Origin of the sequence: Acidovorax kalamii, from assembly GCF_002245625.1 — a bacterium.
Classification (GTDB): Bacteria; Pseudomonadota; Gammaproteobacteria; order Burkholderiales; family Burkholderiaceae_C; genus Acidovorax; species Acidovorax kalamii.
In genome coordinates this window covers 13323-33382 of record NZ_NOIG01000003.1, presented here as the reverse complement: position 1 = coordinate 33382, position 20060 = coordinate 13323, and the positions used below count along the sequence as shown (strand labels likewise).

The 20060-nt window shown below is 63.9% G+C and carries 21 protein-coding genes; 11 read left to right on the top strand and 10 right to left on the bottom strand.

Annotated elements, in window-relative coordinates; all coding sequences use genetic code 11:
* The first annotated feature begins 266 nt into the window (after window positions 1-266).
* From CBY09_RS02465 to CBY09_RS02455, 3 genes are all read left to right on the top strand, one after another.
* On the top strand, window positions 267-2366 hold the full coding sequence (locus CBY09_RS02465; protein WP_094286306.1) for a TonB-dependent receptor domain-containing protein: 2100 nt from the start codon (window positions 267-269) through the stop codon (window positions 2364-2366).
* A 302-nt stretch (window positions 2367-2668) separates the two neighbouring features.
* Window positions 2669-4291, top strand: coding sequence for a sensor domain-containing diguanylate cyclase (locus CBY09_RS24205; protein WP_094286074.1), 1623 nt, complete (start codon window positions 2669-2671; stop codon window positions 4289-4291).
* A gap of 214 nt (window positions 4292-4505) precedes the next feature.
* Window positions 4506-5462: an AEC family transporter gene (locus CBY09_RS02455; RefSeq protein ID WP_094286072.1), complete on the top strand. Its 957-nt coding sequence runs from the start codon at window positions 4506-4508 to the stop codon at window positions 5460-5462.
* 48 nt (window positions 5463-5510) lie between these two features.
* Here the strand turns inward: CBY09_RS02455 and CBY09_RS02450 are convergent, their stop codons facing one another.
* Window positions 5511-5927, bottom strand: a complete 417-nt coding sequence (locus CBY09_RS02450; protein WP_094286070.1) for a DUF7684 family protein — start codon at window positions 5925-5927, stop codon at window positions 5511-5513.
* A gap of 52 nt (window positions 5928-5979) precedes the next feature.
* Window positions 5980-6618 carry a pyridoxamine 5'-phosphate oxidase gene (pdxH, locus tag CBY09_RS02445; RefSeq protein ID WP_094286068.1) on the bottom strand — a complete coding sequence of 213 codons (639 nt, stop codon included), beginning with the start codon at window positions 6616-6618 and terminating at the stop codon, window positions 5980-5982.
* 105 nt (window positions 6619-6723) lie between these two features.
* On the opposite strand from pdxH, the gene CBY09_RS02440 reads away from it, so the two are divergent.
* The 3 genes from CBY09_RS02440 to CBY09_RS02430 all read left to right on the top strand — a co-directional run bounded on the left by CBY09_RS02440 (window position 6724) and on the right by CBY09_RS02430 (window position 10214).
* Entirely contained in the window at window positions 6724-7296 is a 573-nt protein-coding gene (locus CBY09_RS02440; RefSeq protein WP_094286066.1) for a TetR/AcrR family transcriptional regulator, read from the top strand.
* Window positions 7297-7444: 148 nt separating this feature from the next.
* Complete coding sequence (locus tag CBY09_RS02435; RefSeq protein WP_094286064.1) at window positions 7445-7906, top strand: (2Fe-2S)-binding protein; 462 nt, start codon at window positions 7445-7447, stop codon at window positions 7904-7906.
* A gap of 28 nt (window positions 7907-7934) precedes the next feature.
* Complete coding sequence (locus tag CBY09_RS02430) at window positions 7935-10214, top strand: xanthine dehydrogenase family protein molybdopterin-binding subunit (RefSeq protein ID WP_094286062.1); 2280 nt, start codon at window positions 7935-7937, stop codon at window positions 10212-10214.
* A gap of 224 nt (window positions 10215-10438) precedes the next feature.
* Here CBY09_RS02430 and CBY09_RS02425 read toward each other — a convergent pair whose 3' ends face one another.
* From CBY09_RS02425 to CBY09_RS02410, 4 genes are all read right to left on the bottom strand, one after another.
* Entirely contained in the window at window positions 10439-11596 is a 1158-nt protein-coding gene (locus tag CBY09_RS02425; RefSeq protein ID WP_094286060.1) for a Shedu immune nuclease family protein, read from the bottom strand.
* A gap of 146 nt (window positions 11597-11742) precedes the next feature.
* The gene (locus tag CBY09_RS02420) at window positions 11743-11952 is read right to left on the bottom strand and encodes a hypothetical protein (protein ID WP_094286304.1); all 210 of its coding nucleotides are present in this window, start codon (window positions 11950-11952) and stop codon (window positions 11743-11745) included.
* A gap of 31 nt (window positions 11953-11983) precedes the next feature.
* Entirely contained in the window at window positions 11984-12397 is a 414-nt protein-coding gene (locus tag CBY09_RS02415) for a hypothetical protein (RefSeq protein WP_094286058.1), read from the bottom strand.
* 395 nt (window positions 12398-12792) lie between these two features.
* Window positions 12793-13689 carry a LysR family transcriptional regulator gene (locus CBY09_RS02410; protein WP_094286045.1) on the bottom strand — a complete coding sequence of 299 codons (897 nt, stop codon included), beginning with the start codon at window positions 13687-13689 and terminating at the stop codon, window positions 12793-12795.
* A gap of 101 nt (window positions 13690-13790) precedes the next feature.
* Here CBY09_RS02410 and CBY09_RS02405 point away from each other — a divergent pair, with 101 nt between their 5' ends.
* A complete protein-coding gene (locus CBY09_RS02405) occupies window positions 13791-14558 on the top strand; it encodes an SDR family NAD(P)-dependent oxidoreductase (protein ID WP_094286043.1) in 768 nt (255 codons plus the stop codon).
* 51 nt (window positions 14559-14609) lie between these two features.
* Window positions 14610-15206, top strand: coding sequence for a nucleotidyltransferase family protein (locus CBY09_RS02400; protein WP_094286041.1), 597 nt, complete (start codon window positions 14610-14612; stop codon window positions 15204-15206).
* Window positions 15207-15289: 83 nt separating this feature from the next.
* Here the strand turns inward: CBY09_RS02400 and CBY09_RS02395 are convergent, their stop codons facing one another.
* Window positions 15290-15817 (bottom strand): superoxide dismutase family protein, encoded by a 528-nt coding sequence (locus CBY09_RS02395; RefSeq protein WP_094286039.1) that lies wholly within the window; start codon window positions 15815-15817, stop codon window positions 15290-15292.
* 104 nt (window positions 15818-15921) lie between these two features.
* A complete protein-coding gene (locus tag CBY09_RS02390; RefSeq protein ID WP_094286037.1) occupies window positions 15922-16515 on the bottom strand; it encodes a gamma-glutamylcyclotransferase in 594 nt (197 codons plus the stop codon).
* 95 nt (window positions 16516-16610) lie between these two features.
* Here CBY09_RS02390 and CBY09_RS02385 point away from each other — a divergent pair, with 95 nt between their 5' ends.
* Complete coding sequence (locus CBY09_RS02385) at window positions 16611-17147, top strand: OmpA family protein (protein WP_094286035.1); 537 nt, start codon at window positions 16611-16613, stop codon at window positions 17145-17147.
* A 116-nt stretch (window positions 17148-17263) separates the two neighbouring features.
* Here the strand turns inward: CBY09_RS02385 and gloA are convergent, their stop codons facing one another.
* A complete protein-coding gene (gene gloA / locus CBY09_RS02380) occupies window positions 17264-17677 on the bottom strand; it encodes a lactoylglutathione lyase (protein WP_094286033.1) in 414 nt (137 codons plus the stop codon).
* On the bottom strand, window positions 17674-18225 hold the full coding sequence (locus CBY09_RS02375) for a PaaI family thioesterase (protein WP_094286031.1): 552 nt from the start codon (window positions 18223-18225) through the stop codon (window positions 17674-17676). The genes gloA and CBY09_RS02375 overlap by 4 nt, the downstream gene beginning before the upstream one ends.
* Window positions 18226-18298: 73 nt before the next feature.
* Between CBY09_RS02375 and CBY09_RS02370 the strand changes: the two genes are divergently transcribed.
* A complete protein-coding gene (locus tag CBY09_RS02370) occupies window positions 18299-18799 on the top strand; it encodes a MarR family winged helix-turn-helix transcriptional regulator (RefSeq protein ID WP_094286029.1) in 501 nt (166 codons plus the stop codon).
* Window positions 18789-20051, top strand: coding sequence for an MFS transporter (locus tag CBY09_RS02365; RefSeq protein WP_094286027.1), 1263 nt, complete (start codon window positions 18789-18791; stop codon window positions 20049-20051). Before CBY09_RS02370 ends, CBY09_RS02365 begins: the two co-directional genes overlap by 11 nt.
* Window positions 20052-20060: the final 9 nt, after the last annotated feature.

Below are 20060 nucleotides of genomic sequence, written 5' to 3'. Positions count from 1 at the left end.
TGGCGCCTCCTTGCGCCGTGCGGCCCCGGCCCCCATGGCCAGGGTCTCGTCGCGCGCAAGCGCCCCTGGGCACCTATTACTCCCAATTTCATAGCTGAAAGCGCAATACAGATGCGCGCAAAAGGCTGTTTTTACTCATATTTTCACGCCCACCAGGCGTGAAGCTGTCTGCCTGCCCGCACACACCCGGCCCGCCCGGTGTGGCGCAGCGCATGCCTTTGTTGCAAGCCACCACCATGACCTCTCTCTCCTTCGCCCGCCCCGCAATGCCCCAACACCGCCGCCCCACCACCCTGCACCCCGTGGCCCTGGCCACCCTGCTGGCGCTGTCGGGCACTGGCTCCTTCGCCCAGGCGCAGACCACGGCCCCGGCGGCCGCTGAAGCCACGCCCAGCCTGCCGCCCGTCACCGTGTCTGCCAGCGGCCTGCAACTGGGCGCCAGCGAAATGACCACGCCTGTCACCGTGCTGGAGGGCGACGAACTCGTGCGCCGCCGCGAGGCCACGCTGGGCGAGACACTCAACAGCGAGCCCGGCATCACCAGCAGCCACTTTGGCGCCGGTGCCAGCCGCCCCATCATCCGCGGCATGGACGGCCCGCGCGTCAAGGTGCTGTCTGATGGCGCCGAGCTGCACGACGCCTCCACCATCAGCCCCGACCACGCCGTGGTGTCCGAGCCCATGCTCGCCAAACAGATCGAAGTGCTGCGCGGCCCCTCGGCCCTCATCTACGGCAACGGCGCTGTCGGCGGCGTGGTCAATGTGCTGGATGGCAAGGTGCCCACCGCCGTCCCGGCCAAGGGGCTGGAGGGCAGTGCCGAACTGCGTGCCAACACCGGCGCACGCGAAGGGGCAGGGGCCTTTTCGCTGACGGGCGGCACCGGCAACCTGGCCGTGCATGTGGAAGGCGTGGCGCGCGATGCGGGCGACTACCGTGTGGGCAAAGGCTGGGCGCCCGAGGGCGAAGCCACGCGCAAGGTGCTGGGCAGCTTCAACCGCACCAACACCGGCAGCGTGGGCCTGTCGTGGGTGGGTGAGCGTGGCTACCTGGGCGCGGCCTACACCCGCCAGGCCGCCAAATACGGCTTGCCGGGCCACAACCACAGTTTTGAAGGCTGCCACACCCATGGCAACCAGCTGCACTGCGGCGCCCACGAAGGCGAGGAAGGTGAAGACGGCCATGACCACGATCACGACCATGGCCATGGCGCCGTGCCCGTGGTGGATCTGCGCAGCGAACGCTTCGACATCCGGGGCGAGCTGCGCAACCCCTTTGCGGGCTTCTCGGCCCTGCGCCTGCGCGCGGGCGTGACGGACTACGTACACGACGAGGTGGAAGACGGTGCCGTCAGCACCACCTTCAAGAACAAGGCCTACGACACCCGCGTCGAGCTGCAGCACGAGCCCATCGCCGGGTTCAAGGGCGTGATCGGCCTGCAGACCTCGCAGCGCAAGTTCAGCGCCGAGGGCGAAGAGGCCTACGTGCAGCCCACGGTGACCCGCCGTACCGGCCTGTTTGCTCTGGAGGAATACCGCCTGGGCGACTGGCGCTTTGAAGCCGCCCTGCGCCACGACCGCCAGACCGCCCGCGCCGAAACCAGCGGCATCGAACGCAGCCACAACGGCACGTCGGCATCGCTGGGCGCGGTCTGGAAGTTCACGCCCGGCTACCAGGTGGGAGCCTCCTTCACCCGCGCCAGCCGTGCCCCGTCGGCCGAAGAACTGTACGCACGCGGCCTGCACATGGCCACCAGCACGTACGAGCGCGGCGACGCCAGCCTGCGCTCCGAGACCTCGCAGAATTTCGACCTCAGCCTGAAAAAGACGGCGGGCGACACCACCTTTGGCGTGAGCGTGTTCCGCAACAGCATCAACAACTACATCTACGGCCGCACGCTCGATGCACTGGACGGCCTGCAACTGCTGCAATACAGCCAGGCCGACGCCACCTTCACCGGCATCGAAGGCCAGGTGCGCCAGCGCCTAACGCGCAACCTGGGCGTCACCCTGTTCGGCGACACCGTGCGCGCCAAGATCGACGACGCAGGCAATCTGCCGCGCATCCCCGCCACCCGCGCCGGCCTGCGGCTGGATGCGAACTGGAACGCCTGGGAAGGCCAGGTGGAGTGGGTGCAGGTGGCGCGCCAGAACCGCATCGCGGCATTCGAAACCGCAACCCCCGGCTACGGCATGCTGAATGTGGGCCTCGCCTACAACGGCCAGTTCAGCAGCGGCACGCCCTGGCAGGTGTACCTGAAAGGCACCAACCTGACGGACCGCCTGGCGTATGCGCACACCTCGTTCATCAAGAACGCCGCGCCGTTGATGGGGCGGAATGTGACGGTGGGGGTGAAGGTGGCGTTCTGACGGGTGATGCCGCCGTGATATGAGCGAGCCAGCGGCGGGGCAGGGCGCTGCTGGCTCGCACACGTCATTGGCCCAAACCGCCGAAACCAAGGAGGGCCTGGATGCATGCCATACTTGGTTTCAGATGGTTGATGTTCCGATCCGTCAAGGCGACGCAGCCCGAGCCATCGGAGATGGCGTGCACCCGATGTTGGAATGGGATTGGCAGCGCAGCAGGCCGCCCCAAGCCGGGTAGCGCGACACGCAAAGGACTCGTTCTGCGTTGCCTTTTCCGTATCTGCCCCGTTTTGCGATAGCCCTGCATGCCCACCACGCCCACGCCGTCCGCCAACCTGCTGCAACTGCTTCCCGAGGCGGTGGTGCAGACCGATGCGCTGTGGCAGATCACCTACCTGAACCCGGCATGGCACAAGCTCACCGGCCATTCGGTGGCGGCGGCGCTTGGCAGGTCTTTGCTGGAGTTCGTGCATCCCGACGACGTCGGCACCATGCGCTCGGGCATGCCGGTGTTCCGCTTGCGATTTGCCGATGCGGACTATCGCTGGGTGCGTCTGCAGTTCCACCCAGAGACGGATGCAGCGGAGCGGGTGATCAGCCGCCAGGGTGTCCTGATCGAGATCACCGAGGTCACCGAGCAGGTGCTGGTGGAAGTTCGCCAGCGCTTTCTGCGCTTGCTGGAAACCATTGACGGCGTGGTGTGGGAAGCTGAAATCGGAGTGGGCAATACCTTTCTGAGCCCGCAGGTCGAGCGCTTGTTCGGCTACTCCGTCGAGGAGTGGCGGGCTGACCCGGGCTTCTGGCGGGCGCATGTGCACCCCGATGATCTGGAGGAGGCCCTGCGCATCGACGATGCTGCATACAACGCCACGCTCAGCCATGCCTACGAGATGAGCTACAGGCTGATCGCCAAGTCGGGCAAGGTCGTGTGGGTGCGCGATCTGTGCCGCGCGGTGGTCGAACCGGGGAGACCAAACCGCATGATCGGCCTGATGATCGACGTGACCCAGCAGAAGAACACCGAACTGGAGTTGGTGCGCTCCGAAAACCGCTATTCGCTGGCGACCCGTGGATCCAACGATGGCATCTGGTATTGGGACTTGCGAACGGACGCCCTGCATGTGTCCGGGCGCTTTCTCCAGATCGTCGGGATGGGTAGCCGCGACCATGTGTATGACGGAGGCTGGCGCTTTTTGGAGCAACTCATCGATCCCGAGGATCGCGCTCGCGTGCAGGAGGCCTACCGCAGGCACCTGTCGGGAAACAGCCCGAACTTCTCGGTGGACTTCCGTGCCTTCCATGGGGCTGGGCGGCTGGTATGGGTCAATTGGCGTGGGCTCGCCGAGTTCGAAGAGGGTGTTCCCGTGCGCATGGCAGGCTCGTTGAGCGATCTGGCCGAGCGGGGCAGTTCCTACGATGCGCTGACCAACTTGCCCGGCCGGCCGCTGTTCCGCGATCGCCTCTCGCAACTCATTGCGCTGCAGCAGAACGACGGAGTGAACGGTGATGGCGTGCCGACACGCGATGGAGCCACGATGTTTTCAGTGCTGCTGCTAGATCTCAACGGGTTCAAGGCCGTCAATGACAGCTACGGGCACCATGTGGGCGACCAGCTCCTGCAACAGGTGGCGCGGCGGCTCGAATCCTGCGTTCGGGCAGTGGATCTGGTCGCCCGCATGAGTGGCGACGAGTTCAATGTGCTGCTGGAGTCCATTGATCCCGCTGAAGCCCGCCAACGCGCAGGGCAGATCGCCGCCACCCTTGCAGCGCCGTATGTGATCGGCGAACACACCGTGATCAGTGGCGCGAGCATTGGACTGGTCAGCAGCGCATCCGGGCTGGCAACGGTCGATGACTACCTGCGCGCCGCAGACACCGCCATGTACCGGGCCAAGAGCCAGTCATTGGGCGTGTGCGTGTTTCAGTAAAACGCCGTGCCAGGGATCGCGGGCCGCCGCTGGCGCCGGAGTTTCTGCATCAAAATGCCATCTTGCGCCTTCTGGTTAAGCGCTGGTAGCTATTGAATTCATAGTATCGAGACGCGCGTGGGGTGGCCGCTCAGGCCACAATAGGGCCCTGCTGCTGGCTATTTGCCCCCTCCCGCTTGTCCCTTCTCGCCGCGTTCGCGCGCCGGCCACCACCTTGAACTCGCCCGTTTTCACCTCGCTGATCCCCGTCATCCTGTTCATCGCCATCGGCTTTTATGTGGGGCGGCGTGGTTGGATCCGTGCGGCGTCGGTCAAGGACCTGGCCAACCTGGTGTTCATGGTGCTCACGCCCGCGCTGCTGTTTCGCACCATGAGCACGGTGCACATCCAGGACCTGAACTTTGGCCCCGTGGGCATCTACTTTGTGGCGTTTGGCATCGTGTATGCCGCCACGCTGGCGCTGCAGGGCTTCAACACGCTGGGCGCGGCACGGGCACTGGCCAACACCTTCAGCAACACGCTGATGATCGGCGTGCCCCTGGTGGGCCTGGTGTTTGGCGATGCGGGGCTGGTCACGCTGTTCACGCTGATCTCGGTGCACTCGCTCATCCTGCTCACGGCCGCCACGGTGGTGTTCGAGCTGGCCGCGGCGCGCGAACACGCGGGGCAGGCGGGCGGCACGCAGCAGCCCATGTGGCGCACCGTGCTGCAGGCCATGCGCAACGGCATCGTGCACCCAGTGCCGCTGCCCATCATTGCGGGCCTGCTGTTTGCGCAGACCGGCCTGGTGGTGCCCCAGGTCGTGGACAAACCCCTGCTGCTGCTGGGCCAGGCCCTGGGGCCGATTGCGCTGCTACTGGTGGGGGTGACGCTGGCGTTCACCAAGGTCGGCCACCAGTTCAAGGCGGCAATGCGCATTGCGCTCGTCAAATGTGTGGTGCACCCGGTCGTGCTGGCCGCCCTGGGCTGGGCGCTGGGCCTGTCGGGCCTGCCGCTGGCGGTGATGATCGTGGCCGCCTCGCTGCCCGTGGGGGCCAACGTGTTCTTGTTCTCGCAGCGCTACCGCGTGGCAGAAGAAGAGGTGACGGCCAGCGTGGCCGTGTCCACCGCGCTGGGGTTGGTGACTATGCCGGTGGTGATTGTGGTGGTGACGCGGTGGGTGGTGGGGTGACCGCTGCCGCTTTGCACCAATCAACCGCTCTGCAACCTCTTTGATCGACTACGCATCGCCGTACAAGCTGCAAATTTCCTCCTCGCGAGGCTCAGGTGCGATATGCAATAGCAACGTTGTGCGTAGCTCTGCAAACGGATGGCCTGCGAAATGCTTGCAGAAATGCATGACCTCTTGCAGCGACTGGTTCTCATGCCATGAGGTCAGGACAAAGCTCTCGTCCGGTATATCTCCAAAAGCAAACTGCTCAATGTTTGCCCAGTCCACAGAGTCGTCCCAGGAACTGCAGCCAAGACCCCAGGCCATCATTTGCAGACAACCTGAACGTACCAGCCAGTCGCTCACCGCGTTCTGCCAGAGCGCCGCTACTTCGGACTCGATCATGACGAGGGCGCGAAAGCTACCTAGAGAAAGCTGGGGCAGCTCAGACTCCTTGTCGAGACGAAGGTAGACGACTTCGGGCATGGAATTACTTAATGCCTTGTGGCTGGTTCCCAGATACGACGGGCAGCAGGGCTCAGGGCGCCAGCCGCTCCCGCACCCACTCGCCCCGATCCAGCCGATAGCGCAACCGGTCATGCAGGCGGCTCTTGCGCCCCTGCCAGAACTCCCACTGGTCGGGCTTGAGGCGGTAGCCCCCCCAGTGTGGCGGGCGGGGTGGCTTGAGCAAAAACTGCGCACCGTATTTGGCCGCATTGGCCACCAGCACGCTGCGGCCTGAAATGACCTGGCTTTGCGGGCTGGCCCAGGCGCCTATGCGCGAGTCGAGCGGGCGGCTGTGGAAGTATTCGTCACTCTCCTCGTCGCTCACCTTCTCCACAGTGCCTTCGATGCGCACCACACGCTCCAGCTCCACCCAGTGGAACTGCAGCGCTGCAAACGGATTGCCCGCGATCTGGCGGCCCTTGCGGCTATCGTAGTTGGTGAACCAGACAATGCCGCGCTCGTCGTAGCCCTTGATGAGCACGATGCGGGTGCTGGGCCGCAGGTCGCTGCCCACGGTGGCCAGGGTCATGGCGTTGGGCTCGGGCACTTCGGCGCTGATGGCTTCTTTCAGCCACTGGTCAAACTGCTGCAGGGGGGCGGCGTGCGAGGCGTCTTCGTTGAGTTCGGCGCGCTCGTAGCTCTTGCGGAGGTCGGCGATGGAGGTGGTCATGGGCCCGATTGTGCACGCCGGGATTCGGGGCCTGAGGCTGGTGCCAGGTGGTCGCAAGCGGGGTGGGTTGTTGTCGAATGCTTATTCGCTTATATTGGCGCATCAATGAAACCCAAGGACGACGAAAAACAGCGCGCCATAGCCCAGGCCACCTTCGAGCTGGTGGCCCAGACGGGTCTGAGTGGCCTGACTATGGCCGAGATCGCCCGCAATGCGGGACTGGCCACCAGCACGCTCTATGTGTACTACCCGTCCAAGGACGAACTCATCAGCCAGCTTTATCAGGACGCCAAGACGGTGACCGCCGCCCGCATCATGGAAGGTGTGGTGCCCGGTACGCCCTACCGGGGGCGGGTGCGGCGCATCTGGGGCAACCTGCTGCGCCACCGGCTGGACCAGTATGCCGAGGTGGTGTTTCAGGAGCAGTACTACAACTCGCCCTGGTTCACCGAGGGCAACCGCGAGTTCTCGACCCGGCTGATGGCGGGCTTTTTTGCGCTGATGGAAGAGGGCCAGCAGCAAGAGATTCTGAAGGCCGTGCCCATCCCGCTGCTCACTGCCAGCCTGGTGGGCTCGGTGCGCGAGACGGGCAACTTGATCCGCACCCAGGTGCTGCCCGACGACGACGCCGTGCACCAGATGGCCTTTAGCCTGTGCTGGGACGCGATCAAGGCCTGAGAACTTGAAGGCCAGCACAGATTCTCGATTTCAGTTTTAATCGAATAAATATTCTTCAAAACAAGAACGCTGCGGAAACCCATCCCCCAAGCCGCACCCGCTTGCGCTGAACTTTTGAGCGCTGTCCTTCACCCCAAGGAGTCCCACGATGCCCACTTTGAACGTCAACGGCAAAGACACTGCAGTCGATGCCGACGAATCCACCCCCATCCTCTGGGCCCTGCGCGACACGCTGGGCATGACCGGCACCAAGTTTGGCTGCGGCCAGGCCTTGTGCGGCGCCTGCACGGTGCACCTGAACGGCGCGCCCATCCGCTCCTGCGTCACGCCCATCTCGGCCGCCGCTGGGCAGAAGATCACCACCATCGAGGCCGTCACGGCCAGCGACAAGGTGGGCAAGGCTGTGCATGCCGCCTGGGTCAAGCACGATGTGGCGCAGTGCGGCTATTGCCAAAGCGGCCAGATCATGAGCGCCACCGCACTGCTCAAGGGCAAGAAGAAGCCCACCGACGCCGACATCGACGCGGCCATGGCGGGCAACGTGTGCCGCTGCGGCACCTATGTGCGCATCCGCGCCGCCATCCACGACGCCGCCAAGGCACTGGCCTGACCGAGCCCACTGACTGAAGGAGAACACCATGCATTTCGAGCCTTCTGCCGTGGCTGCCGCACGCCACCACATGCCAAAGAACCTGCTTGCGCTGATGGATAAATCCCAGGCAGCTACTGATTTAATAGCAAGCGACGCAGCCGATGGCATGGCGCGCCGTACCTTCCTGAAGGTGACCGCAGCCTCGGGCTTTGCGCTGGGCGCGTTTCCGCTCGCTGCCACCGCACAGGGTGCGGGCGCGGCGGCGCCTGCGGGCCTCAAGCCGCATGAGCAGCCCTCGGCCTTTGTGCGCATCGACGCCGATGGCACCGTCACCGTCACCATCAACCGCCTGGACTTTGGCCAGGGCGTGCAAACCGGCCTGCCCATGATCCTGGCCGAAGAGCTGGATGCCGACTGGAGCAAGGTGCGCAGCGTGCACGGCGACGCCAACCCTGCCTATGCCGACCCGGCGTTTGGCATGCACCTCACGGGCGGCTCCAACTCCATCAAGAACTCGTACACCCAGTACCGCGAGCTGGGCGCCCGCACCCGGGCCATGCTGGTGGGGGCTGCAGCCGTGCAGTGGGGCGTGGACGCTTCGGCATTGCGCACAAGCAACGGCTTTGTGGTGGGCCCCGGCGGCAAAAAGCTGGGCTATGGCGCACTGGCCGAAGCCGCCATGAAGCAGCCCGTGCCCGAGAAAGTCACACTCAAAGACCCCAAGCAGTTCCGCATCATCGGCAAGCCCACGGGGCGGCTGGATGCCAAGGCCAAGTCGAGCGGCCAGCAGGACTACGGCATTGACGTGCGCCTGCCCGGCATGCTCACGGCCGTGGTGGCGCGCCCACCCGTGTTTGGCGCCAAGCCCAAGTCGCTGGACGACAGCGCCGCCAAAGCCATCAAGGGCGTGAAAGCCGTGCTGCGCGTGCCCACCGACCGGGGCGGGGAGGGCGTGGCCATCATTGCCGACGGCTACTGGCCCGCCAAGCAGGGCCGCGATGCGCTCAAGGTGGAATGGGACACCAGCGCCGTCGCCAAGCCCGACACCACGGCGCTGTTGGCGCAATACCGCGAACTGGCCGCCAAGCCCGGCAACGTGGCCATGCAGGCCGACATGGCGCCGTTGGCAGGCGCAGCGCACAAGATCAGCGCCGAATTCGTCTTCCCCTACCTGGCGCACGCGCCCATGGAGCCGCTCAACTGCACGGTGAAGCTGGATGGTGACAAGGCCGAACTCTGGATGGGCACACAGATGCCCGGCCTGGACGCCATGGCCGCCGCCAAAACTCTGGGTCTGCAGCCGCAAAACGTGAAGGTGAACACCCAGATGGCCGGTGGCGGCTTTGGCCGCCGCGCCATCCCCACCAGCGACTACGTGGTGGAAGCCTGCGGCGTGGCCAAGGCAGCGCGCACCGCAGGCATCACCGCGCCAGTGCGTACCCTGTGGAGCCGCGAGGACGACATCAAGGGCGGCTACTACCGCCCTATGCACCTGCACCGCGCCGAGATCGGCTTTGACGCGCAGGGCAAGATCCTGGCCTGGGACCACAGCATCGTGGGCCAGTCCATCGTTAAGGGCTCGCCGTTCGAGGCCTTCATGGTCAAGAACGGCGTCGACGCCACTGCCATCGAGGGCATGAAAGAGCCCTATGACGTGCCCATGAAGCTGTCGGTGCACCACCCCGATGTGAACGTGCCGGTGCTCTGGTGGCGCAGCGTGGGTTCTACCCACACGGCCTATGTCATGGAAACGCTCATCGACGAAGTGGCCCGCGCCACCAAGCAAGACCCCGTGGCCTACCGCATGGCCCTGATGGGCGACAAGCACCCACGCCACAAGGCCGCCCTGCAACTGGCCGTGGCGCAGTCGGGGTACGGCAAAAAGAAGCTGGCCGCAGGCCGCGCCTGGGGCGTGGCGGTGCACGAGTCCTTCCAGTCCGTCGTGGCCTACGTGGTCGAAGCGTCTGTCAAAGACGGCACGCCCAAGCTGCACAGCGTCACGGCCGGTGTGCACTGCAACCTGGTGGTCAACCCCAAAAGCGTGGAAGCCCAGGTGCAGGGCGGGGCGCTGATGGGCTTGTCGATGTGCTTGCCGGGTGCCGCCATCACGCTCAAGGACGGCGTGGTGGAGCAAAGCAACTTCGGCGACTTCGCCGTGCCCCGCATCACCGACATGCCCCAAGTGGCTGTGCACATCGTGCCCAGTGCCGAGCCGCCTACCGGCATGGGCGAGCCCGGGTTGCCACCGCTCGCACCTGCGTTTGCGAATGCGGTGGCGCGTTTGACGGGCAAGACGCCGAGGGAGTTGCCGTTTAAGTTGGCTTGATCGGGTTGGATGGCATGAAAGCGCCGGGTTTGAAAAAGCCCGGCGCTTTTTTATGGATCATTCGGTCGCGCCAGTTTGGCGTGCGGGTCATTGCTCTGTTTGTGTTTGGTTTGGTTTAGTGAGCAGCTTTTGGCCCAATTCAAGCGGTGGTGAGTGTTGGTGGATAGATTCTCCCGGCCTGTCCAGAAGCTTGAAGAGACCGTCGTATGGAGCAGTCCAGTTCATCATGGCTGTCCGGACTCCACGATAAATTTGCTCCGCTCGAACAGTTCATCAAAGGTCATGATGTCTATCCCAGTGATGCTCGTTCGATAAAGCTCAAAGGAACGCAGCTTGTCTTGGTTCACACCATGCTCGCCCATGAACTCATTGAGGGAGCCAATCACGATGAACGCACGCGGCTTGAAGTTGAAAAAATCTTCGCCCGTGGGATTCCCATCGTCGTCCACCATGCGCTGCATACCATGAAGCTTGTGCATGGCTATCGCAACGGTAGCTTGGACTTGAGCGACCGCACCAGCCATCTCTTTGGACGGTGCCCAGCAACCTGCCCGATAAGCTTCTGATTCAAGCAGTTTGGTGTTGTGGTGCTTGATTTCCGCGAAGCAAAGGGAGTTGATGATTCCTCTGGTCTTCAGTACAGCATCTGCTCGCTTGCCTCGATTGAGAAGGTCGTAGCCCTGGACAAACTGCTCAAGCTTTCGCTCTTCAAACCCGGTGACATAAAAGTAGCTCAGCCCGTAGCCAAACACCCATGGATTCTTCTCAAAGTAGGCTTGCCAAAGTGGCTCATCTCCCTTGATGGACTTCTGCTTCTTGCACAGTTCAAAAAATTCTGGATCGCTCAGGAGTTGAGAGAACACGCCAAGCTGCTTCTTGCGATAGCCCAAAGCGACGATGTCATCCTTAGTAACTTCGGACTTGAGCGCTTCAAGGAACACTTCCTGGTTGTCATGAACCAAGGTCGCAGCCTGAGCCTTGGAGAGCACCAGTCGGTGCAACTCGGTGTCTGTGATGTTGGCTGCGCCTGTGTGCTTGAACTCCACCTCCGCAATGTCGTTGAGAAAGCCCAGAAGCCTTGGGATCTCGCTGCCAACAAATGAGAAGTTCGTGCGGTGGGGCTGGCCGTTGTTGCCGTTGAACTGCTGGAATGTCAGCACCGTGAGCTTATTGTCATCCTCAAGAAACTTAGCAACGATCTCGGTTCTTGCCGTTGGAGTACGACGAAGGACAACCTCCTTCTTCACCTTGGCGTAGTAGACACCCTCGGAATCGATTACCTTGGATGCAATGCGAAGAGGCCCGTTCAGCGTCGGGATCTGTGGGCTAATGTAGGTCTTACCCGTGAGTTTGTTGCGATGGATTTCCTCTTCGTTTGCCATAAGTGCCGCCTTATTCTTCTCCTAGACCTTGCTCAGTGCCGCCGTCATATCGATTCTGTTTTCAGTTTCAGAATTTTATTTTGACGATCAGGGCTCGTTGTGCACAGCCGCCAATGGTGGGTTTTACGCCGTAGGCTTGGTGGCGCTTAATCCTTGAGGTTCACCCCCAGAATTTCCAGTTTTCCCGCAAACGAGTCCCTGCGTTTCGCAGCCTTTGCAGCTGTTTCGGTGGCGGCTTGGATGGCCTTGGGGCCTTTATTTGCCGCAGCTTTGATCAGCCCGAATTTGTGATCGGCATCTGCTTGGGCCCGCTTGAACGTGGCAATCAGTTCAGCATGCGCAATGGGTGGATTCACAGTGGCTCCCATATCAGCAGCGTCGGTACTTTTAGACTTTGACGTTGGCGCGAAGCAGGGCTGTTCTCAATTCGCGAGTAGCCGGTTTGGAGATATCCACCTTTTGAACCGCCAGGTCGAACGAAGAGCCTGGCTTGATGCTGGTGGGCAGTATCTTTTTGGTCGGAAGCTTGGCCGGGTAGGTACCTTGGCCCGGACACATGCGAACGGAAAACTCGAATTCTTCGAGCAGGCCCTTCGCATACAGCTCCGCTAATTGTTGAAACGATACGAAGGTGGAGCGTTTCACGTCTTTGAATCCTGGCTGGCTGACGTCACGAACAAGTTCGAATTTTCCAAGCGAATCGCGCTGTGTATCGGTAAAAGGATGCAGCAAGAAAGTCTGACGAACGCCATCTTTCTTGGACACCAACGTGTGCTCGACGGCTATATCGGTTAACAACATATTTTTTCTAGCTCCGCGAGTTGTAGTTTGTACGGTCGCATCAGCCAACGCACCGCCCAAAAGTCGCAGATTTTGTTTTCACCCCCCCCGTCACCGGGGAGCCAATGCCCCTTGGGATGCGAAGTGCACGATACGGGCAAAAATCACCCGGAGGGCGAGAACTTTAACTGAACGGCAGCCAATGGCCGATCCCTATTGCGTGGCAAACAGATCGCTTCGGGTCAAAAACTGCCTGCCAATGGGGGTCGAGTGAAACGCTGCGCAGTTTGCCAGTCACGGTCATTGGCATTTGTAGCGAGGTGGGTGAACGGCTTGTGGGGTGATGCCCAGGAAGAGAAGGCTGGGCCGCTGGGCCAAACGATCTCTGCCCCTGCTGCTTGCGCCTCGTCTAGCCATCAACCCGGCCACTGCGCGGCTTTGACCATCTCGATAAACGCGGCCAACGTCGCCGTGGGCAGTTTGCGGCTGGGGTAGTACAGATAGAAACCTGGAATCGGCGGGCACCAGTCATCCAGCACGCTGACCAGCGCGCCGCTGGCCAGGGCCTCACGAGCGTATGGCTCGTACATGTAGGCAAAGCCGACACCGGCAAGCGCGGCCTGCAGCATGAGCGGCATCTCGCCCACTGTCAGGCGGCCTTCCACGTCGACTGCGATCTTTTCCCCGGCTTTTTCGAACTCCCACGCATAGCGCGCGCCGCTGGGAAACCGGATGCGCACGCAGGGCAGGGTGAGCAGGTCCCGGGGCGTGTGGGGCGTGCCCACGCGCTCTAGCAATGCGGGCGCGCCCACCACCATCAGGCGCTGGGCCGGGCCAAGGGGCAGGGCCACCATGTCCTGCTGCAGGCTCTCTCCATAGCGCACACCGGCATCGAAGCCGCCTTCCACAATGTCCACAAAACCGTCGTCCAGCACCAGCTCCACCTCGGTCTTGGGGTGACGGGTCAGAAACTCCGCCACCAGAGGGCCCAGCACCAGTTCGCCCGCCGGGCGGGGGGCGTTGATGCGCAGCAGGCCCTGCGGGGTGTCGCGAAAGTCGTTGATGCCGTCGATGGCGGCTGCGATGTCCTGCAGTGCCGGCCCCACGCGGTCCAGCAGCTGGCGCCCGGCGGGGGTGAGGGCCACGCTGCGGGTAGTCCGGCTGAACATGCGCACGCCCAGCCGTTCTTCGATGGAGCGCACGGCGTGGCTCACGGCCGAGGCCGACAGGTCCAGCTCTTGCGCAGCCATGCGAAAGCTGAGGTGCCGTGCCACGGTACTGAGGAGTTTGAGATCGGCCAGGTCCAGGCTCATTGATGAATCATATTCACGAACAATCCATTTTTTGGCTATTTATGTGAAATGAATGCGTCAATAAGCTAGCCGTTGATTTGCACAATCCAAGGAGAAACAACATGCAAAACAGCGAATGGAATCTGGCCGGCAAGGCCATTCTGGTGACCGGAGCGTCGTCCGGCATTGGCGCGGCCACTGCCGTGGCCCTGGGGCGGCAGCGCGCCCGGGTGGTGCTGGCTGCGCGCCGCGTGCCCGACTGCGAAGCCGTGGCCGAGCAGGTGCGGGCCGCAGGCGGCGAGGCCTGGGTGACGCCTGTGGACGTGACGGACGAGGCCAGCGTGCAGCGCTGCGTCGAGGCCGCCATCAAGCGCTTTGGTCGGCTGGACGGCGCTTTCAACAACGCGGGGGCGCTGGGCACGGGCGCGCCGCTGCACACGCTGGCAGCCTCCGATGTGCAGACCGTGCTGCAGGCCAACGTGATGGGCATCTTCCACGCGATGAAGCACCAGATTGCGGCCATGCTGGCCACTGGTGGCGGTGCCATCGTGAACAACCTGTCGATCTCGTCCGGCGTGGCGTTTGCGGGTATCTCGGCCTACACCGCCAGCAAGCATGCGGCGCTGGGCCTGACGCGCAATGCGGCGCTGGAGTATTTTCAGCAGGGCATCCGCGTAAATGCCGTGAGCCCGGGGCCCACCGTCACGCCCATGGCGGTGGCGGGTTTCGGCAGCGAGGACAACATGCGCGCCGCTCTGCAGGCATCGCCCGCAGGGCGCCCCGCGCGGCCGGAGGATATGGCGGGGCCGGTGCTGTTTTTGCTGTCGGAGGCGGCCCGCTATGTGAGCGGGCACAACCTGGTGGTGGATGGCGGCTACACGCTGGCTTGACGCAGCATTGGACAGGGTAGGGGGCCAGCCGTTGGCTTAGCATGGTGCGATATGCCTACCCAGCCCACTACCGCCCCTTGCTCTAACACGATCCCGCCCGGCCTGCCCGTGGTGCTGGTGCTGGCCTCCGGACGGGGCGAGCGGTTTGTGGCTTCGGGCGGGCAGGTGCACAAGCTGCGTGCGCTGCTGGCCGGGGTGCCCGTGCTACAGCACACGCTGGCCGCCGTGCGCGCCAGTGGGCTGGCCTGGCACCTGGAGGACCTGGGCCACCCGGGAATGGGCGATTCGATTGCTGCGGCGGTGCGGGCCACGGCCGGTGCGGCGGGCTGGCTGGTGTTGCCGGGGGACCTACCTCTGGTGCGGCCTGACACCCTGCAAATGTTGGCTCAGGCCGTGGCGAAGAGTGCGGTGACGGTGCCTTTCTTCCATGGCGAGCGCGGCCATCCTGTGGGGTTTGGCGCGCAATGCCTGCAGGAACTGCTGGCATTGTCGGGCGAGCAAGGCGCGGCCAGCGTGGTGCGCCAGTTTGCGCAACAGGGGCAGGTGCAGAACCTGGCGGTGGAGGATGAAGGCACGGTGACAGACATCGACACCGTGCAGGACCTGGAGCGGGCTGAGCGCATCCTCGCAATGCGCCAGACGGCCTGAAGTCAAAAACAAACCCGCCGACCATCTCTGGCGGGCGGGTTGCAGATGGGGCTGTTCAGGCCCAAAGGTACGTGATTTATTTGTTACTTGGCGGCGATCACCGCGCAGGCCAGGCGAGGCCCCGCGTTGCCCGTGGGCTGGGTCTTGTAGTCGTCGGGGTCGCGGTGGACGATCAGGCCCTTGCCGGTGATGTCATTGGTAGGGCCTGCCACACTGATGCTGCGCGATACAAAGCTGAATGCGGCCACGCCGTATTTGTCAGCCTTGAGGCTGGGCAAGTCGCCCGTGTGGTGCTCGCCTGAGCCATGGGCTCCGTGCGGTTTGCCACCGGGGTTGTAGTGTCCGCCCGTGCTCATGCCGTCGCCACTGGAGCAGTCGCCTTTTTCATGGATGTGGAAGCCGTGTTCGGAGTCCGGCTTGAGACCGCGCACCTCGCCAGACACTTGCACCCCATCGCCGGTCTGGACAAAGGTCACAGTGCCGCTGGTGGTGTTGCCACGGGTGGGCTCCAGCTTGGCGGTTACGCGATTGCCAGACAGGTGCGACGCGCAGCCCACCAGCGCGACGGCTGCCAGGGACGACAGGGCAATAGCAAAACGGATTTTCTTCATGGCTCCAACTCCTCCAGATGAATAACTAAAAGAACGCGGTATTGAAACCGGCACAAGGGCACAGTCTCGCCACCTGCTGCACACGCGTCCAGCAAAAGTGTGCACTATGCCTCTTTTTGGGCCAGCGCAATCAGTCTTGCCAGAGCCCGGTCATGGATGCCATGGCGGCGCAACTCATCGTAGGTGGCCTGGGCATAGTCACGCGTGGTGCCATAGCGGCCGCAGGCCTCGTCAAAAATGCGGCGGTATTCGTGGTCGGGCAGCTCGCCCGTGTGGTTGGGGCTTTTGCGCGACAGGGTGAAGGCCAGCGCTTGCACGGGGCCCTGGGGCGTGTGGCAGGTGAGCCAGCGCGGGTCGTACACGGCGGTGGGCATCTCGCGCTGCCACAGGTTGATGAGCACCTGGCGGGCATGCGCCTTGTCCACCCGGAACACCATGCCCCGGCAGCTGCCGCCCGAGAGCATGCCGAACACCAAGCCCGGACATTCAGGCGTGCCCCGGTTGATGCGGCTCCACATCTTGAGTGCCCGGTGCCAGCCGTGCACCGTGGCCGGGCGGCGCTCGGCGTAGTCGAAATCCGGGCGCCAGATGAGCGAGCCGTAGCCAAAGATCCACAGGTCCTGGTGGCCGCCCCATTCATGCAGGGCGCGCTCCAGCATCGGGGCCGGATCGCGCAGGGGCACGGGGAAATTCGTCATGGGTGCACTCTACAATCGAAAGCTTTGTTCAGCAGGCCGGGCCCCAAGGCTTGGCCATTCGCTCATCCATTCATTCATCACTCGGGGGATTTTCCATGTCCAGTTCTGACGACGATAGCCAACAACGTTTTGCCCTTGGCTTCCTGTTTGCGCTGATTGCGCTGGTGATTTCGGCCGTGGTGGGCACCGTGGTGGTGAAGCGCGTCGGCGCTTCGGGCGCGGCCAAGCCTGCGGCCACTGCTGTTGCAAGCAGCGCGCCAGCGGCACCCGCCGCTGATGCTGCAGCTGCCGCGGCCGACGAGGCCAGCGTGCGGGTGGAAAACGGTGTGGTGAAGTTCTACTTTGCCACCGCCAAGGCCGACCTGGCGGGCGGTGCCAACGAGGCCCTGGCCGATGTGGTCAAGGGTGTGGCCGAAGGCAAGAAGGCCGTGGTCTCGGGCTTTCACGACGCCACGGGCGACGCCGCCCTGAACGCCGAGCTGGCCAAGCAGCGCGCCTTTGCCGTGCGCGACGCCCTCAAGGCACTGGGTGTGGCTGAAGACAAGATTGAGCTGAAGAAGCCAGAAGAAACCACGGCCAGCGGCAGCAATGCCGAAGCCCGCCGCGTGGAAGTGGGCCTGGGCGCGCTGTAACAACTGCACCCCTGCACTCCATAAAGAAACCCGGCCAAGCCGGGTTTTTTTATGGGCAAAAAAGCCGTCTGCGCGCGCCCATCATGCCAAAGCAGCTATATTATTGATAGCAATCATCAACGCAGGCCTGCGCCAGCGGCGCCCTCGGCGCGCTGGATCAGCTCGATTTTGTAGCCATCGGGGTCGGTCACAAACGCGATCACCGTGGTGCCGCCTTTCACCGGGCCCGCTTCGCGCGTCACATTGCCGCCCGAAGCCTTGATCTTCTCGCACGCGGCATACGCATCGGGCACCCCCAAGGCAATGTGGCCGTAGGCCGTGCCCATCTCGTAGCTTTCCACGCCCCAGTTGTAGGTCAGTTCAATCTCGGCCTGCCCGGGGTTGCCGCCCTCGAAGCCCAGAAAGGCCAGCGAGTATTTGTACTCGGGGTTTTCGGACTGGCGCAGCAACTGCATGCCCAGGACGTTGGTATAGAAATCAATCGAGCGTTGAAGGTTGCCAACGCGCAGCATCGTGTGGAGGAATTTCATCCCTTCGATTGTGCAGGCAAGTCGAAAACCAGACAGGTGGTGGTGGCGTGGGCATACAGCGTGCCGTCCGGCCCCACCAGGCGAGCTTCGGCCGTGGCCAGTTGGCGCCCGCTGTGGATCACGCGGCCTTCGGCGCGCACGCGCTGCACCTTGGGGGTGATTGCCTTGACGAGGTTGATGCCCAGCTCGGCCGTGGTGTACCCGCGCCCGGGCTCCATGCGCGTGTGCACGGCGCAGCCTAGGGCCGAGTCGAGCAGGGTGGCAAACCAGCCGCCGTGCACTGTGCCCATGGGGTTGAGGTGTTCTGCGCGCGGCGTGCCCTGGAAGACGGCCGTGCCGTCGCCCACTTCCACAATCAAAAAATCCAGCGTCTTGGCGATGGCGGCGTAGGGCAGCTCGCCGCGCAGCATGGCCTGCATCTGCTGCAGGCCGTTCAGGTGGGCGATCTGGTCGCGCCGGGCCACACCCGGGCCGGGGCCTGCGTCCAGGGTGACGAGGATGTCGCGCTCCTGCGCCAGCCAGTGTTCGAGGTGGTTGTGTTGGGTCATGGGGTGTCCTGGTCGTTGCCGTGGTTGAAATCGATGACTTGCATATGCAATTATTGCAGATACAATTAAATCCATGCAAGCCGAAACCAGCCCCCAGCGCCTTGGCGCTTCTGCCGCAACCACTGCAGTGCCGCAGGGCTGCACCAACTTCAAGCTGCGCCAGCTCATGCGCCGTGTGGCCAACCACTACGACGTGGAAATGGCCCGCTGCGGGCTCAAGACCACGCAGTATTCGCTGTTGTCCCACGTGCTCAAGCTCGGGCCGATCCGCCCGGGCGATCTGGCGGCCGAGATGAAGATGGACGCCTCCACACTCACCCGCAATCTGCGCCCGCTGGTGGACGCAGGCTGGGTCACGCTGGAGGCGGGCACCGACGCGCGCAGCCGCCTGGTGCACATCACCGACGCGGGCCGCGACAAACGCGCCGAGGCCCAGCGCCACTGGAAAGCCGCCCAGCTGGCCCTGAACGACGCCCTGGGTGCCGAACGCGTGGTGGCACTGCATGCACTGGTGGACGATTCACTGCAGTTGCTGGCTGCGCTGCCCAACCAGGAGACCGGCCATGACGACTGACACCCAGCCCACCCAAACCAGGTCGGCCGCACCCACCATCGCCCTGTGGCTGGTGCTGCTGGCGGCCGCAGGCACCTTTGCGCTGACCATGGGCACACGCCAGACCATGGGCCTGTTCCTCTCGGCGCTGAACACCTCCACCGCGCTGGGCATTGGCAGCATCAGCCTCGCGTTTGCCTTTGGCCAGCTGTGGTGGGGCCTGACCCAGCCGTTTGCCGGCGCAGTGGCCGACCGCATCGGCACCGGCCGCGTCATCCTGCTGGGCGTGGCGCTGGTGGCGCTGGGCACCTTCATCACCCCCTACATGACCACCACCGCCGGGCTGATTTTTGCGGTTGGCGTGCTGGCCGCGGGAGGGGCGGGCATGGCCGGCCCCTCGGTGCTGATGGCGGCCACGGCGCGGCTGGTGCCTGCGCACAAGCGCGGGTTAGCCAGCGGCATCGTCAACGCAGGTGGTTCGTTTGGTCAGTTTGTGATGGCGCCCATTGCCATCAGCCTGACGGCCGCCGTGGGCTGGGCCAACGCCATGCAGTGGCTGGGCGTGCTGGTGCTGCTGGCGCTGCCTGCGGTGTGGGTGCTCAAGGGCAATTCCAACGCGCTGGCGGCGCAGGCCGCTGCCGCATCGGGCCAGAAGGCGCTGACTGCGCGCGAGGCCATAGCGCAGGCGCTGGCCACGCCCAGCTACCGATATCTGGCGGCGGGTTTTCTGGTCTGCGGCTTCCATGTCGCCTTTCTGGCCACCCACCTGCCGGGCGTGATCGCCGCCTGTGGGCTGGCCCCCGACGTGGGCGGCTGGGCGCTGGCCGTGATCGGGCTGTTCAACATCGTCGGCAGCCTGGCCATGGGCTGGGCCGTAGGCCGCTGGCGCATGAAGTCGCTGCTGGCGCTGCTGTACGCCACACGGGGCATCGCGGTGCTCATCTTTTTGCTAGCACCCAAAACGCCCACCGTGGTGCTGGTGTTTGCTGCTGTGATGGGCGTGACCTTTCTCTCGACCGTGCCGCCCACGGCGGGCCTGGTGGCCAAGATGTTTGGCACGGCCAACATGGCGATGCTGTTTGGCATCGTGATGCTGTCGCACCAGATCGGCGGTTTTCTGGGCGCCTACCTGGGTGGCAGCGTCTTCCAGGCCACGGGCAGCTACGACTGGGTCTGGTACATCGACATCGCGCTGGCTGCCGGGGCCGCGCTGGTGAACCTGCCCATCCGCGAATCGCCGCTGCCGCGCCGGGCCGCTGCCGCTGCGGCCTGACCGCCCACG

Excerpts from the sequence above, each read along its gene's own strand:
- CBY09_RS02465 (WP_094286306.1), top strand. The coding sequence starts at position 267 with ATGCCCCAACACCGCCGCCCCACCACCCTGCACCCCGTGGCCCTGGCC.
- CBY09_RS24205 (WP_094286074.1), top strand. The coding sequence starts at position 2,669 with ATGCCCACCACGCCCACGCCGTCCGCCAACCTGCTGCAACTGCTTCCC.
- CBY09_RS02450 (WP_094286070.1), bottom strand. The coding sequence starts at position 5,927 with ATGCCCGAAGTCGTCTACCTTCGTCTCGACAAGGAGTCTGAGCTGCCC.
- pdxH (WP_094286068.1), bottom strand. The coding sequence starts at position 6,618 with ATGACCACCTCCATCGCCGACCTCCGCAAGAGCTACGAGCGCGCCGAA.
- CBY09_RS02440 (WP_094286066.1), top strand. The coding sequence starts at position 6,724 with ATGAAACCCAAGGACGACGAAAAACAGCGCGCCATAGCCCAGGCCACC.
- CBY09_RS02435 (WP_094286064.1), top strand. The coding sequence starts at position 7,445 with ATGCCCACTTTGAACGTCAACGGCAAAGACACTGCAGTCGATGCCGAC.
- CBY09_RS02430 (WP_094286062.1), top strand. The coding sequence starts at position 7,935 with ATGCATTTCGAGCCTTCTGCCGTGGCTGCCGCACGCCACCACATGCCA.
- CBY09_RS02425 (WP_094286060.1), bottom strand. The coding sequence starts at position 11,596 with ATGGCAAACGAAGAGGAAATCCATCGCAACAAACTCACGGGTAAGACC.
- CBY09_RS02415 (WP_094286058.1), bottom strand. The coding sequence starts at position 12,397 with ATGTTGTTAACCGATATAGCCGTCGAGCACACGTTGGTGTCCAAGAAA.
- CBY09_RS02410 (WP_094286045.1), bottom strand. The coding sequence starts at position 13,689 with ATGAGCCTGGACCTGGCCGATCTCAAACTCCTCAGTACCGTGGCACGG.
- CBY09_RS02405 (WP_094286043.1), top strand. The coding sequence starts at position 13,791 with ATGCAAAACAGCGAATGGAATCTGGCCGGCAAGGCCATTCTGGTGACC.
- CBY09_RS02400 (WP_094286041.1), top strand. The coding sequence starts at position 14,610 with ATGCCTACCCAGCCCACTACCGCCCCTTGCTCTAACACGATCCCGCCC.
- CBY09_RS02395 (WP_094286039.1), bottom strand. The coding sequence starts at position 15,817 with ATGAAGAAAATCCGTTTTGCTATTGCCCTGTCGTCCCTGGCAGCCGTC.
- CBY09_RS02390 (WP_094286037.1), bottom strand. The coding sequence starts at position 16,515 with ATGACGAATTTCCCCGTGCCCCTGCGCGATCCGGCCCCGATGCTGGAG.
- CBY09_RS02385 (WP_094286035.1), top strand. The coding sequence starts at position 16,611 with ATGTCCAGTTCTGACGACGATAGCCAACAACGTTTTGCCCTTGGCTTC.
- gloA (WP_094286033.1), bottom strand. The coding sequence starts at position 17,677 with ATGAAATTCCTCCACACGATGCTGCGCGTTGGCAACCTTCAACGCTCG.
- CBY09_RS02375 (WP_094286031.1), bottom strand. The coding sequence starts at position 18,225 with ATGACCCAACACAACCACCTCGAACACTGGCTGGCGCAGGAGCGCGAC.
- CBY09_RS02370 (WP_094286029.1), top strand. The coding sequence starts at position 18,299 with ATGCAAGCCGAAACCAGCCCCCAGCGCCTTGGCGCTTCTGCCGCAACC.
- CBY09_RS02365 (WP_094286027.1), top strand. The coding sequence starts at position 18,789 with ATGACGACTGACACCCAGCCCACCCAAACCAGGTCGGCCGCACCCACC.